Consider the following 14,512-nt stretch of genomic DNA (forward strand, 5'->3'; position numbering starts at 1 on the left):
AATTTGATTTGCTTGAATTTATTGCAGAGACGTTTACCGCTGCCGCAAGCCGGGAGGCTTGTGGTTCCGCAGGACAGGTAACCACCATGCATAGCCTCTTTGCGTCATCGCAACTTTGCAAACGGGCCACAAGCCGGGAGGCTTGCGGCAACGATAGCGGAAAGCTTGCGCTTTGCAGGTCTATTTACCTATTACCTTTTTATCTTTCGGAGCGGTAGCCCCTATAACTATCTTCCCTACATGCCGGCCAAAATTACCTTGCATATCAGTCCCTTCAACAATTACGGTGTAGGTGCCCGGTTTATCTGCCGCGTAGAACGATAAGTTTGTTTTGCCGGTGCTATCTGTTATTACGTTAGGTTCCCAATGTACGGTTGGGCGGGGCACTGTGGGCGCTGTGTTTTTTACATCGTATTTAGGGCGATAAAACTGTTTGGGCATGCAATATGGAATGGGGCGGTAAGCTACGATGTTGTAGGATGACTTAGTGAAAAAGCCGTGCCCTCCACGGGTTGTAACTACGATGAATAGTTTTGTGCCTTCGCCCAGTTTAACGCTTTTTACATTATCAGCGCTCATGCTTTTCATAAAATCAATGGCTGCCTGAGGGTTAGGGTTATCGTAGGGCGGCTCGTTATTTGCAGAAAATAATGAAGTTGCCTGCCCGTCGACAATAATATCTGCCACCATGTTTATGCCTACCACCAAAGCCTGTCCGTCGGGATGGTAAGCTACTTTGGTAAACATGCTTTCCTTAAAGGTATTACCCACGTGGAAGCCGTTAATTCTGCGCGCTACCAAATCATATAGCGTAGTTTTGCCGGCTTCTATCAGTTGCTTCTCGGTTATCTCCATGGTTACAAAACCGGTATAGCGCTCCGCCACTATAGCTGGCTTGTATTTTTACCTCTTTAAGTAGCTTGCCTTTTACTTCGCTGGCATCAATGCCTTTGTAGCGCGGCGCCTGCGGGCGGTTAAAATAGCTCTGCATCAGGCTGTCGTTCAGGTTGGCATACCATGGGCTTGGCCGCACATTGCTTTCTGTCATAGCTGCAGGTTTAAAAAGATCAAGGTTGATGGTAGCACCAGATGCTTTATCCTTTTTATTATTTACCCTTAGCGTATATGCTATGGTATCGTAAGCGGGTAGATTTTCAAAGGCGAACTCGCCTTTGGCATCGCTGGTGGTATCCATCACCATCACTCCGTACTTTTTACTCTTGGTAAAAAAGTTAAGTTTGGCATCCTTCACCGGTTTGTTGAACAGGCCGCGCAAGTTACCGGTGAGGCGGTTATTGGGCTCGGCTTTAAACAGCGGGGGCGTTGGTGCCTGCACAGTTTTTACCCAATCGAAGCCCGTCCAACCCTGCGTAAGCATCAGGTTATCTAAAGCAATAGCGGTATTTTTGCTGTTTTGGGCAAAGTACCAGCCGGGGCTTTCTACATAGCCTTTCAGTTCGGATGTTAGCAGCAGGTGGCTTATAATGTTATCGGCATCGGGATTGGTTTTAAGGAAACTATCGTCGGTAACAGCCATGGAAAAACTGCCTACTACGGGCTGCCCCAAAACATCGCGGGCGTTAAGGGTTACGGCAACGCTATCCTGCGGGAGGTAACTGGTTGCGGAGGTTGCCAATTCGAGGCTGAGGCGGTCGTTTCTGTCGATAAAAATGCGCCTTTGGCTTACTGCCTCATTAGCTGCGTTGACGAGCGTAAAACTCACAATGCCCGACATGAATGTGCTTTTAGGCAACCTTACCGTATTTGCTCCGTTCAGGTTTTTGAAAGACATGCCCATGTATATACCGCCTGCCGACTGTACCACAAGGCTATATGGTTGGTTTACGGCATTGCCGACGGCGGCAATATCAGCAAAAACCGAATCGGGCGAGGATAGGTTATCTACCCTTAAAATTGCACCGCTTGCCGTTGCAAGGGGTAAAGATACGGAGTGGCTCACCCCGTTTACCTCAAATTTCGCTATATAGGTTTCGTTGGCCTGTGGCGAAAGCAAAAAGCTCCCCATGCCCTTATGTGCCGACGCAAAGCTCGCTACCTGTGTGCCCGCGCTGTTTATAATAATGCCCTTTACATCGGTACCCAGCCCGTCTTCGCCAATGGCTTTAAATCCTATGCGTTGTTGCAGTCCTGCAAGCAGGGTGCCGCCCTCGGGCATAAATTGCAGGTCGATATCCTGCATGGTGCCGCCGGGGTAAAAGGGGAGGGTGTAGGTATTTCCCGTCTTTTTATCGGTAACCAGCAGCGAAAGTTTTCGGGTATTTGTTTTAGGTGATAACTCAAATTTTGTTTCGTCGCTACCGGCGTCATTGGTAAGGTAGTTGCCCTTAAAGAGCGTCCGTTTGCCTTCGAGGAGTTTGAGTTCGATATCGCGGTAGGGGATAGTAGCCTTGTTTAGCGAGCTGAGTTTTAGTGCCAGGTTTACCTGGTTGCCGTTAGCGCCGGTTTTTAATTGATGTTGCTCACTGATGAGCCAGCTGCCTTGCTCTGCGGGTTTGCCTACATAAAATTGCTTGCTGAAGTAGGTACCCTCGCCAAAGTTTTGCATCCAATTGGTGTAGGCGCGCAGGGTGTAACCGCCGTCTCGTATGTCCTCATTTAGGGCAATATGGCCTTCGCCAACGCCCGTTTCCATGGCTATGGCAAAGCGGTTTACCACGCGGCTGCTATCGTTTATCAGTTCGATATAAACTTTAGCGCTTTGGCGTGATGGTGTGTAATTAGCAGCGTTAAAAAGGTACGCTTTAAACCAAATGGTATCGTAAGTGGTATAGTAGGGCCTATCTAACTGCAGGTAAAATTTCTCGGCAGGCAAAGCCGAGCGGTAATTATCGGCCCTGCGTATAAGTTTTTTCACCGCGCTGGAATCCTGTGCAAATGCAATATTGGCACAAAGTGTAGTGCACAATATTAATGCAATACTATAAATACGCAGTTTAGGCAACATACTTTAGGTAGATGGTTGCGTAAATGTATGTAAATGGTATTGTAAGTTAATGATTGCGTTGAATTTAACTTTAAGGCTATGTATTTTTGCAAAATATAGCTGACTGAACTACTTAGCCGCCTCTGTTTTACCCGCCGCAGCGGCTTGTGCAGCTATACTGATGCTTGTTGTTTGCCTGCCAAAGTTCCCCTGCATATCGGTACCCTCAATAGTTACGGTATAGCGGCCCGGCTTATCTGCCGCGAAGAAAGATAAAGTGGCTTTGCCTTTCTTATCGGTTACTAAATTGGGTTCCCAATGTAAGGTGGGGCGGGGCGTATTAATGGCGGTGTTGCTTACACTGTATTTTGGGCGATAAAACTGTTTGGGTAAGCAATAGGGCACAGGGCGGTAAGCCAGCACATTGTGCGATGATTTGGTGAAGTAGCCATGCCCCCCGCGGGTAGTTACCACGATAAATAGCTTCAGGCCTTCCACTATCCTGATACTTTTAACATCGTCGGCGCCGATGGTTTTTACAAAATCGATAGCAGTTTGCGCATCGGAAGGCGGGTCAATGGTGGTGCAGATGCCTGCCACTATGCAGGTGTTGGTACTGTCGACAACAACTTCAGCAACCTTGCTGATGCCCATTACAAGGGAAGGTTCTGTGTGCATTAAGGGTTTAGATAACGCGCTTTCGGCGTAAAGGTAGCCTATGCCAAAGTTTCTGTATTTTCGGGATAGGAGGTCGAACAGTGTGGTTTTACCCGCTTCAATTAATTCTTTTTCGAATATTTCCTTAGTTACAAAACCCGAATAGCCCGCAATACTTACGGCAGGTTTGTCGGCCTTTATCTTTACTTCCTTAAGCAATTTGCCTTTTACCTCGCTCATGTCAATACCCTGGTAACGTGGTGCTTGCGGCCTGTTGAAATAGCCCCGCATCAAACTGTCATTTAGGTTTAGGTACCATGGGTTCAGCCTGATGTTATTTGCAGTAACATCCGCGGGTTTAAAGAGATCGAGATTGATGGTGGCACCTGATGCTTTATCTTTTTTATTGTTTACACGAAGCGTGTAAGAGATAGTATCGAATATGGGGAGGTTTTCGAAAGCGAATTCGCCTTTGGCATTGCTTATGGTATCCATCACCAAAACGCCGTATTTTTTGCTTACTGTAAAAAAGTTGAGTTTGGCATCCTTTACAGGTTTGTTGAAGAGGTTGCGCAGGTTGCCTGTAAGGCGATTATTGGGTTCGGGTTTAAATGCCGGCTCCTTAACAGGTAACACAGCTTGCGCCCAGTCGAAGCCCGCCCATCCCTGGGTGAGCATTAGGTTATCGAGAGCTGCGGCTTTTTCGGCACTGTTGCCGGCCAAATACCAGGCCGGGTTTTCTACATGGCCCTTAAGCTCGGATGTTAGCAGCAGGCAGCTTACTATGTTATCGGCATCGGGGGTGTTGGTGATATAGCTATCATCGGTAATACTGGCCGAGAAACTACCTATAGCAGGCTGACCCGATGCATCGCGCACATTCAGGCTTATAGCAACGCTGTCCTTTGGGAGGAAGCTGTTTTGCGAGGCATTTATCTCGAGGTTCAGGCGGTCGTGCTGGTCAATAAATACGCGCCGCTGTGCAACCGGGCGATTGGCCTCATTCATCAGCGTAAAGCTTACGATGCCCGACATGAACCCGCTTTTGGCCAGCCGCACGGTGTTGGGGCCGCTAAGGCTTTTGAACGATACACCCATATAAACCCCGCCGGCTGATTGTACCATGAGGTTGTAACGCTGGTTGACTATAGGGGCATCCTTGGTGGCTACAATATCTGCAAAAACGGAATCGGGCGAGGATAAATTATCAACCTTTAAAGAAATACCCGCTGCGGAAGCTGCAGGTAGTGTAGCGATGTGCTTTACGTTATTTAATATATATTCGGCTGTATAAATTTCGTTGGGTTGAGGAGTAATGTTAAAGCTGCCCATTCCGTTATGAGCAGAAGAGAATGCAGCTACTTGCGCGCCGGACCGGTCCTTCACAATGCCTTTTATATCTATGCCTAAACCATCTTCACCAATAGCTTTAAAGCCAACACGTGATGGGAGGCCCGCTACCAGGTTGCCGCCTTCGGGCATAAATTGCAGGTCGATATCCTGCATTTGGCCGCCGGGATAAAACGGGATGCTGTATTTGTTTTTGGTGAGTTTATCAGTTATCTGCAGCGATAGTTTACGGGTATCGGTTTTGGGCGATATATTAAAACTCGCCTCGGTGGTGCCAGCATCGTTGGTGAGGAAATTTCCTTTAAAAGCGGTTTTCTTCCCCTCCAAAAGCCTTACCTCAATATCCCGGTAGGGAATAACCGCCTTGCTGAGCGAACTAAGCCTCAGCGCAAGGTTTATTTGGTTGCCGTCGGCCGTAGTTTTTAGCTGATGCTGTTCGCTGATGAGCCAGCTGCCCTGGTCGGCCGGTTTGCCTACGTAAAATTGCTTGCTAAAGAAAACATCCTCGCCAAAGTTTTGCATCCACTGGGTATAGGCGCGCAGGGTGTAAGTGCCATCGGGTACTCGTTCATCCAGCGCCAAATAACCTTCGCCCAGCCCGCTGTGCATAGGTATGGCAAAACGGTTTACAACACGGCTGCTATCGTTTACCAGTTCAACATAAACCTTTGCACTTTGCTTTGAGGCCGAATAGGTAGAAGCGTTAAAAAGGTAAGCCTTAAACCAAAGGGTATCGTAGGTGGTGTAATATGGCCTGTCGAGATGCAGGTACAGTTTTTCGGCCGGCATGCGGGTGCGGTAGTCTTCGGCTATACCTATCAGCTTTTTAATGTTGCTGTTATCCTGGGCATTTGCTTTTGTTACAGGCAACACAAGGCAGGCCACCATAAAACAGGCAGCTATAAATAGCCGGTAAAGTGTTGTTTTGCACAGCATAGGTTAGGCTGTAGGTTTTGGTAAATGTAGGTATTTGAGATTGAAATACAATGCGTTGGGTTTATTTTACCGCAAAGAACGCAAAGAGAGAAAACGCAAAGAGCGCAAAGTTTTTTATTCTTTGCGCTCTTTGCGAATAGTGAATGCGCTAAGCCTTAGCGTGCTTTGCGGTTAAATGACTTTACTTTAGTGTATTTAACGCCGGGAATTTCCCTGCATCGAAAATACTTGCCTCTGCAGCCATTTTTTCTACGGCTTGCCAGGTGCGTGGTGCATCTTTCGATAGGTTGATGCCTTTGTCTTTGCCTATCTGTATATCGTCTTCTATACGTACGCCAATGTTCCACCATTTTTTGTCGCAAGGGCTGCCTGCGGGGATGTAGATGCCCGGCTCTACGGTAATTACCATGCCTGTTTCCAGGTTGCCGCCGTAGCTGCCTTTATCGTGCACATCTAAACCTAAGTGGTGCGATACACCGTGAGGATAGTACTTACGCACATCTTTTTCATCTTTAATAATACCCAGTTTTATTAAACCTGCTGCCAATACTTCCTGTGTTTTTTGTTCCAACGAGCCGTAAGGCACACCATCTTTACAAAGGGGGAATACAGCTTCCTGCGCATCGTACACCAGTTGGTAAATGGCTTTTTGTGCCTCGGTAAATTTACCATTGGCCGGGAAGGTGCGGGTAACATCGGCAGAGTAGCCATGGTATTCGGCACCCACATCCATCAATACCAATTGGTTTTGTACCTCGGTAGCGTTGTTTTCTTCGTAGTGCAAAATACAGCCGTTGCCGCCTGCGCCAACAATTGGCGGGTAGCCTTCATCTTCGGCACCGTATTTTTTATGTACGTAAAGCATTATGCCTTCTAACTCGCGTTCGCTCATTTTGGGTTTTACAGCGCGCATGGCCTCGGCATGTGCCAGGCTGCTTATCTGTACCGATTTTTTGATCAGTGCCAACTCTTCAGGCTGTTTTACGCCGCGCAATGCCGTAACAGCATCATCGTACTGTACCATGCCGCCCATAGCGCCGCCAATTTTGGCTTTAAAATCCATCAGCGTAACCGAATCAGGTTTGGCAACTAATGCCTGCAGCAATTCGTTGTTTTTGTAAACGGGTTGCTCCATTTTTGGCTTCAGGTAGGCCATAATGCGGTCGATGTTTTTGGGTGTTCCGCGTTGGGCAATCAGGCTCAGGTCGGCCATCAGGCCTTTGTCCATGTCTTTTATTTCGGCTTTGGCCTTAAAGTTGTTTACCAGGTCGCTAAGGCTGCCTTTAGAAACATCTGCACCAACATCGCCGGGGATGCCATCATATAAAACGGTGCTGAATTTTTTAAAGTCGATAGGGAAGGCGGCAAATTCGGTACCCACATAGGCAGTTTTAAAGCCTAATTGGTTTTTAGCACCTTCTACGCCTAAACGTTTGCCGGTCCACTGTTCGCGGGCAGCATCACGTTTCTGAACAAATATTACTTCGTTGTAGGCATCGGCGCCGCTGCCCTGCATATCTTTAAAAATAAGCAGCATGGAGTTAGGCTCTTTGTAGCCCGAGAAGTAATACAGATCAGGGTTTTGATGAAAAACGTAGTTTACATCGTTACTGAAAACCTCTTCGGGGAAAGCAAATATTACAGCTACCGAATTAGCGGGCATTTTATCGCGCAGGGCCTGGCGGCGGCCGGCGTGGAACGATGCACTAAGGTAATCGGTAGGAAGTTTTTCGGTAACAACTGTTTGGGCAATTGCCGGGGCGGTAGCGCCGCAGGCAAGAGCTGCCATTAATGAAAATTTATAAAGTAGTTTCATTTGTTTATTGTGATTGATTTAAAACACCGGATGAAGATAAACATAAAATTAATAAGGATATTGTAACAAGGGTGTTGTTTTGGATATCGTCTATTTAACCACAGAGCACACAGAGGGAAAAACACAGAGTGCACAGAGAGCCTTGCAAGTTGTTTAAAGAGTTTTAAAAGAGAAAGTTCTGTATTCTGCGCCATTGTGCAATACAAATTTCCACAAGCCGGGCTCTGTGAACCTCCGTGCAACCTCCGCGGCCTCTGTGGTTAAATAACCATGCAGCAAACGCCAAAACTCAAAACTATTTACTACTTTTGCCCAAATCCACCCAAACGATGCAAAATCTAACGCTGCTCGACGGTCAGAAATTTCAAATTACTATTCAGCGTTTATGTCGTCAGTTAATAGAAAATCATAACGATTTTTCAGGTTCGGTACTGATAGGCATACAACCACGAGGCATTTATTTGGCCCGCCGTGTTGCCGAAGAACTACGCAAAATACTTCCCGAAAGCACTATTGAACAAGGCGACCTTGACATAACTTTTTACCGCGACGATTTCCGCCGCCGCGATACCCCATTGGTGCCCAATCAAACAAAAATTGACTTCATTATAGAAGGCAAAAAGGTAATTATGATGGACGATGTGCTATGGACCGGCCGCACCATCCGCGCTGCTATGGATGCCATGCAAGCCTTTGGCCGCCCCGAAAAGGTGGAACTGTTGGCTTTGGTAGACCGCCGTTATTCGCGTCACATACCCGTAGCGCCCGATTATGTAGGTATAGAGGTAGATAGCATTGCATCGCAAAAGGTAGTTGTAAGCTGGAAAGAAACCGATGGCGAAGATAGGATCGTGTTGGTTTCGGAAGCGAAAGAAGAGTAGAAAAAATTAAATATCGAACACCGAATTTCGAATAATGAATGATGAAGTGGTCGAGAATTAGAAATGAAGAATAGTGGCTAACAGCAAGTACGATTTAGAAGAAAGGCTGATTGACTTTGCTGTTATGGTTGCTGATATTGTTGAACGGCTGCCAGCTACAAGGCTTGGTAATTATATAGCCGGCCAGTTGGTCAGATCAGGTTGTTCACCCGCACTAAACTATGGTGAGGCGCAGTCTGCTGAATCAAGAAATGATTTCATTCATAAAATGAAAATCATATTGAAGGAATTAAGGGAATCGTTGATTTCGATTAAGATAATAGAAAGAAAAGGATTATACGACCTGAATAAGGTGATGCCTGTAAAGGATGAATGCAATCAGCTTGTTGCGATATTTGTTAGAAGTATAGATACTGCAAAAAAGAACATCGGTAAGTAAGCAATTCATTTTTTCACTTCATCATTCGATATTCGGAGTTCATTATTCGATATTTTACATTCATGGCATTAAGTACACGGCATTTACTTGGTATTAAAGATTTGAACCGCGCGGATATTGAGAAGATATTCGAAACCGCTGATAATTTTAAAACGGTGCTGAATAGGCCCATCAAAAAAGTGCCTTCGCTGCGCGATGTTACTATAGCCAATATTTTCTTCGAGAACAGTACGCGTACCCGCTTATCGTTCGAGCTGGCCGAAAAAAGGCTTTCTGCCGATGTGGTTAACTTCGCGGCATCCTCATCATCTGTTAGCAAGGGTGAAACACTGGTTGATACGGTGAATAACATATTGGCCATGAAAGTAGATATGGTGGTAATGCGCCATCCTTACGCCGGTGCCGGTATATTTTTATCGAAACATGTAAAGGCCCAAATAGTAAATGCCGGCGATGGTGCGCACGAGCACCCTACACAGGCACTGCTCGACGCCTTCTCTATCCGCGAACGTTACGGCGATGTAGCGGGAAAGAAAGTGGTTATTGTGGGTGATATTTTGCATTCGCGCGTAGCGCTGTCGAACATCCTTTGCCTTAAACAATTAGGCGCCGAGGTAATGGTATGCGGGCCAACTACGCTTATCCCTAAATATATAGGCTCGTTGGGCGTAAAGGTTGAGCATAACCTGGTAAAAGCCCTTAACTGGTGCGATGTAGCCAACATGCTGCGTATACAATTGGAGCGCCAGGATATAAAATACTTCCCCTCGCAGCGCGAATACACCATGCTGTATGGCTTGAATAAGCAGATATTAGATTCGCTGGATAAAGAGATTACTATCATGCACCCGGGCCCTATAAACCGCGGTGTAGAAATTACCAGCGATGTGGCCGATAGCAAGCAATCCATCATCCTCGACCAGGTGGAGAATGGTGTGGCCGTACGTATGGCGGTGCTGTACCTGCTGGCAGGCCAGGGAGCATAAACAGATAATGCAATGAATAAAGATCTGATAAAAGAATATTGGAAACTTTATCATGAAAGCATTATAGCTATTGTAGTAGTTGTTGTAACTATTGGTTCCTATTTTTGGGATTCTACTTATTCTATTTTATTGCTGTTATATTTTAGTACCTATTACTTTAGGTATAACGCTAAGGTTGCCGATGTACAGCGGCTGAAAGCTAAAGGGCTTACTCAGGAGGATGCCGACAATATTCAGTTCGTAAAAAGATGGGAGCAAAGCCGCAACGAAGGCAAATTGAGTTATTGCCTGTTTGACGGCGCCATTGTACAAGGCGGTATACTTGCGGTGTTCTTATGTTTGTTTGCCATTGCTACATTTGGAGTGCAGCAATTATTTGCCGAACCATCGGGCATGTTTATGGTAGTTGGGGGAGGATATTTGGCTGGTGGTATTATTGCCGGAGCGGTTCATCTTCTTCTTTGGAACCGGAACGAAGCCAGATTTATAAGGCTTACTCAATTCGAGCACCTTATCTCCTAAACAATTTCATTTCTGTTGAGGCAGGCCTAAACATATCGAGCCGATTTGTGTTAGAGCAGTGAATATATTTACGCTTTACATCACCGCCTTACCAATGAGTATTCTGCTGCTTGTACTATCCGTTCTGTTACTTTGCTTTACGCTGCTTTCCGTTATCAAATACCAATATTGGGTGTTCCGGGTGTTCGATTATCCCCGCCTGCAAAAGCTGGTGTTATCTGTTATTTGCCTGCCGCTGTTCGCATTTTTATTTGAAGGGGATAGGATACTCTATTGGGCCATCGTTCTTTTATTATCGGCAAACATCGTTTACCTCGCATCGCAGATCATACCATTCACGGTTTTAGGAAAACGCCAGGTGTTGAAGGCTATTACAGATGCGCCCGAGAAATCTATCTGCGTAATGATAGCCAACGTGTTTCAGGATAATATGAATACCGCAGGCTGCCTTAAAGAAATTGCTAAACACAACCCGGACGTAGTGCTGCTGCTGGAAACCAACAAGCGCTGGGACGATGGTACTGCTGAACTGGCAAATACTTACCCCTTCAGTGTAAAAGTGCCCTTGGAGAATACCTACGGCATGCTGCTGTACTCTAAACTGAAACTGGAAGATACCGAGGTAAAGTATATGGTAGAGGCGGATATCCCGTCTATCCACACCAATGTGATATTAAAAAGCGGCGTTAAAATAAAGCTGTTCGCGGTGCACCCAACGCCACCCGTGCCGAATGAAAACCCGCGGTCGACCGAGCGAGACAAAGAGCTTTTACTGGTGGCCGATTTAGCCAAGGCATCCCAATTGCCGGTAATTGTTGTGGGCGACCTGAACGATGTGGCCTGGAGCTACACTACGGAGTTGTTCTTGAAAATGAGCAGGCTGATAGACCCACGCCGCGGCCGTGGTTTTTACAACTCCTTCCATGCGCATTACCCCATTATGCGCTTCCCGTTAGATCATGCCTTTATCTCTACCGATTTTACACTGAAGGGCATGAGGCGCTTGTCGAATTTTAATTCCGACCATTTCCCTATCTACATCCATTTACAATACGAGAAACAAGCAGCTAAAGTGCAAGAGTCATTAACGCCCGATGAGGATGATGTGGAGGCAGCTGAAGAAATGAAGGCAGCGGTTAGCGCAGAGGTTTTGTGCCGCTAATACATTTTCTTTACCGTTTCGGCACCGCTGCTTAGTGCTGCTTCAACTGTACCCATAGTTGCGCCATCGTACAAATATTCGCCGCAGAAGTAAATAGTATCATCGATGGGGGTATTAAGAACCTTGCGTGCTTCGGGAGCCTCAATGGTATCGTAACCGTACGAGCCGCGTGTGTATGGGTCGGCGGTCCAGTTCATTAGACGGCGGGCTATCAGCATATCCTTTAGTTCGGTAATATCCCGTTGGAAAATATTTGCTAACGACTGTAGCCCTTGTTCTGCAATTTCTTCATCGCTTAATTTAGATTTTTCTGCGGCTGCAGGCCCGCCTATCCATCCCGTAAACACGGCCGAGGGTTCGGGGTATTGTGTCCACCACGTGGGTATTTCTTCGGTAGAGAATAAGTAACCCATGGTATTGATGCTTTTACCTGCGATGTGCTCGGTCTTAGCATCCAACCAAAATTGCTCAGTAAACTCGAATAGTATTTTAATGGCCGCGCCAAAGCCCATTTGCTTTACTGCGGTGCTGTGGCTTGGTATTGTCGGACTAAAAGAGAGCGCGCCCTTTTCACCTGCGCCCGCTTTTAAAACCCCTAAGGGCATGGCAATAACCAGTTTTCCGGCTGTGTATTGGCTACCGTCGGCCGTGGTTAACTTTACTTTACCGGGTTCCCAATCAATATGGTTCACTTCGGCATTCAGGAATATTTTACCTCCATTTGCCTTGCAAGATGAAGCAAGCCAACTGATGAGGTGGCAGTATCCACCGTCTATGCGGTGCTGCGCATCCATCTCTTCGTGTGCCCATTCGTTGCGCAGGGCAAAAGCGCTGGCCTTGCGCGGGTCGGCAGTATCGTAACCGCTTACAAAGTTCCATACGCTTTCGCGCAGTTCGGCGTACTCATCGCCGGGAAATTCCTGTAATAGAAAATCGTAAATATTGGTGTCGGTTCTTAATTCATTCAGCCGGCCTATCAGCACGTCCCAGTCGGCAATAACTGCGGCATCGCCATTAAAGTTGCCGTTCTCGTAACGCATCATTTCGGCGCTGGCATCGCGATAGGCGATACCTGCTTCGTTCAATAAATTAAGCGTAACGGGCAGGTCGCCGTGGATGAACTCTGCACCGAGTTCGGTATTCTTAAAAAATGATTCGTCGCTAAGGGTGTGAATGCGGCCTCCGGTGCGGTTACGGGCCTCAAGCACGGTGACTTTTTTGCCCGCTTTTGCCAAAGCGTGGGCGGCCATTAGCCCGGCAGCGCCGGCGCCAATAATTAATACAGAGTTTTTCATAGAAGGTAATGCAAGGTAGAACTAAAGGTTGTATTGTGCAAATGGGGCGGGCGAGCATAGCTGGAATGTCCGCTCGGCGAGTTGACTCACCCCGACACCGCTATCGCTTGTCGACCCTCCTATGTTTGCTGTTAGAATATAAGCAAATAGATTTGTATTCGAAAGTGAGGAGGGATGAGAGCAGATGACGACCCAAACAACCTGTTGGTATGTTGACAGAGAGAAGCTGCCTCATTCCTTTTTACCCATTGGCGCTTGAACAGAATGTAAGGAATATTGCATAGCGGTATATCCAGGATATCCAGCAGGAGAAAAGGCGAAGTTGGGTTTTCACTTTTAATAATTTATTAAAAGGAAACGATGGCAAACATTTTAAAACAGGTTGTAGGGATAGACGTAGCACAAAACGAACTAGTAGTTTCCCTTGGCAGGATGGATGAAACTGCGGAGAAAGAAGTTTATGCATTCAGGCAGTTCGCAAATAAGCCCTCCGGCTTTAAAGCGCTGGAGTCATGGGTAAAGCAAAGGGCAAACAAAGAAGTCCCGGTACGTTATGTTATGGAAGCGACAGGCGTTTACCACGAGAAACTGGCTTACCATCTATCAGGGCAAGGGCATGAGGTAAGCATATTGCTGCCGAACAAGGTGAGCAACTATATGAAGAGCCTTGACCTGAAGACCGTTACTGATAAAACGGCATCGCAGGCTATCTGCCAGTTCGGGCTGGAGAGGAAGTACGAACTATGGCAACAGCCAAAAAAGGTATACCGCGACTTAAAGCAGTTGACGCGCGAACGGGACCAAATAGTAGCAGAGCGTACAGTAAGCAAGAACCAACTGCATGCAGAGCAAGCCGAAGCTTTCCCGAATGAGAATAGCATTGCCAGGCTTGAACAGCGAATCGGGCTATGCAACATTCAGGAAAAAGAGATAAAGGTAGAGATAGCAGGATTGATAAAACAAGATAAGGAACTGGCAGCAAGGATAAAGAACGTTGCTACAGCGCCGGGAATAGGCTGGCTTACCGTGGTAATAGCAGTAGCCGAAACGAATGGGTTCGACCTGGTACGGAACAAAAAGCAATTGATAGGCTACAGTGGGTTGGATGTGGAAGAAAAGGAGTCGGGGACATCTGTAAAGAAGAAGCCTAAGATATCAAAAAAGGGGAACCGTCATTTGCGTAAAGCAATGCATATGCCTGCTTTAACAGCCATTCGTGTAGATGAACGCTTTAAAGCTATCTATGTAAGGCTGGTATCGAAACATGGGATAAAAATGAAAGCAGCAGTAGCGGTCCAAAGACGGCTATTGGAACTCGTTTATACGCTATGGGTTACCAACAAGCCTTATGATAAAAAACACGTACACCGGTCTGTTGAAAATATCAAAACCCTATAAATGGGTTAGGGCAGCCATCAATGACGGACTGCCCTAAACAGGCTGGCATAAAGCCGCCTTAATGAAACAAAATTAAAAAGAATACTTGACAGTTAACACAGAATCTCTCTGCTTCGCAAAGAGGGT

General features: G+C 46.6%; 11 protein-coding genes. 6 read left to right on the forward strand and 5 right to left on the reverse strand.

All coding sequences use genetic code 11. The features are described from left to right. Positions 1-180 precede the first annotated feature (180 nt). From BC343_RS15450 to BC343_RS15465, 4 genes are all read right to left on the reverse strand, one after another. Positions 181-855, reverse strand: coding sequence for a hypothetical protein (locus tag BC343_RS15450; RefSeq protein ID WP_078348709.1), 675 nt, complete (start codon positions 853-855; stop codon positions 181-183). Continuing rightward, complete coding sequence (locus BC343_RS15455) at positions 803-2,875, reverse strand: hypothetical protein (RefSeq protein WP_143822209.1); 2,073 nt, start codon at positions 2,873-2,875, stop codon at positions 803-805. The genes BC343_RS15450 and BC343_RS15455 overlap by 53 nt, the downstream gene beginning before the upstream one ends. Before the next feature lie 198 nt (positions 2,876-3,073). Continuing rightward, a complete protein-coding gene (locus BC343_RS15460; RefSeq protein WP_078348711.1) occupies positions 3,074-5,887 on the reverse strand; it encodes a hypothetical protein in 2,814 nt (937 codons plus the stop codon). A 181-nt stretch (positions 5,888-6,068) separates the two neighbouring features. Further along, entirely contained in the window at positions 6,069-7,703 is a 1,635-nt protein-coding gene (locus BC343_RS15465; protein ID WP_143822210.1) for an aminopeptidase P family protein, read from the reverse strand. A 329-nt stretch (positions 7,704-8,032) separates the two neighbouring features. Between BC343_RS15465 and pyrR the strand changes: the two genes are divergently transcribed. The 5 genes from pyrR to BC343_RS15490 all read left to right on the forward strand — a co-directional run bounded on the left by pyrR (position 8,033) and on the right by BC343_RS15490 (position 11,693). Next, positions 8,033-8,584: a bifunctional pyr operon transcriptional regulator/uracil phosphoribosyltransferase PyrR gene (pyrR, locus tag BC343_RS15470; protein ID WP_078348712.1), complete on the forward strand. Its 552-nt coding sequence runs from the start codon at positions 8,033-8,035 to the stop codon at positions 8,582-8,584. Positions 8,585-8,657: 73 nt separating this feature from the next. Further along, on the forward strand, positions 8,658-9,023 hold the full coding sequence (locus tag BC343_RS15475; protein WP_078348713.1) for a four helix bundle protein: 366 nt from the start codon (positions 8,658-8,660) through the stop codon (positions 9,021-9,023). Positions 9,024-9,085: 62 nt separating this feature from the next. Continuing rightward, a complete protein-coding gene (locus BC343_RS15480) occupies positions 9,086-10,009 on the forward strand; it encodes an aspartate carbamoyltransferase catalytic subunit (RefSeq protein ID WP_078348714.1) in 924 nt (307 codons plus the stop codon). A 12-nt stretch (positions 10,010-10,021) separates the two neighbouring features. Continuing rightward, positions 10,022-10,531: a hypothetical protein gene (locus BC343_RS15485; RefSeq protein WP_078348715.1), complete on the forward strand. Its 510-nt coding sequence runs from the start codon at positions 10,022-10,024 to the stop codon at positions 10,529-10,531. 94 nt (positions 10,532-10,625) lie between these two features. Further along, positions 10,626-11,693: an endonuclease/exonuclease/phosphatase family protein gene (locus tag BC343_RS15490; RefSeq protein ID WP_078348716.1), complete on the forward strand. Its 1,068-nt coding sequence runs from the start codon at positions 10,626-10,628 to the stop codon at positions 11,691-11,693. Here BC343_RS15490 and BC343_RS15495 read toward each other — a convergent pair. After that, on the reverse strand, positions 11,690-12,988 hold the full coding sequence (locus BC343_RS15495) for a flavin monoamine oxidase family protein (RefSeq protein WP_078348717.1): 1,299 nt from the start codon (positions 12,986-12,988) through the stop codon (positions 11,690-11,692). The two genes, BC343_RS15490 and BC343_RS15495, sit on opposite strands and share 4 nt — an antisense overlap. Positions 12,989-13,348: 360 nt before the next feature. Between BC343_RS15495 and BC343_RS15500 the strand changes: the two genes are divergently transcribed. Next, complete coding sequence (locus BC343_RS15500; protein ID WP_078347728.1) at positions 13,349-14,386, forward strand: IS110 family RNA-guided transposase; 1,038 nt, start codon at positions 13,349-13,351, stop codon at positions 14,384-14,386. Positions 14,387-14,512: the final 126 nt, after the last annotated feature.

Origin of the sequence: Mucilaginibacter pedocola, assembly GCF_002013915.1 — a bacterium.
In the GTDB taxonomy this organism is placed as follows: Bacteria; Bacteroidota; Bacteroidia; order Sphingobacteriales; family Sphingobacteriaceae; genus Mucilaginibacter; species Mucilaginibacter pedocola.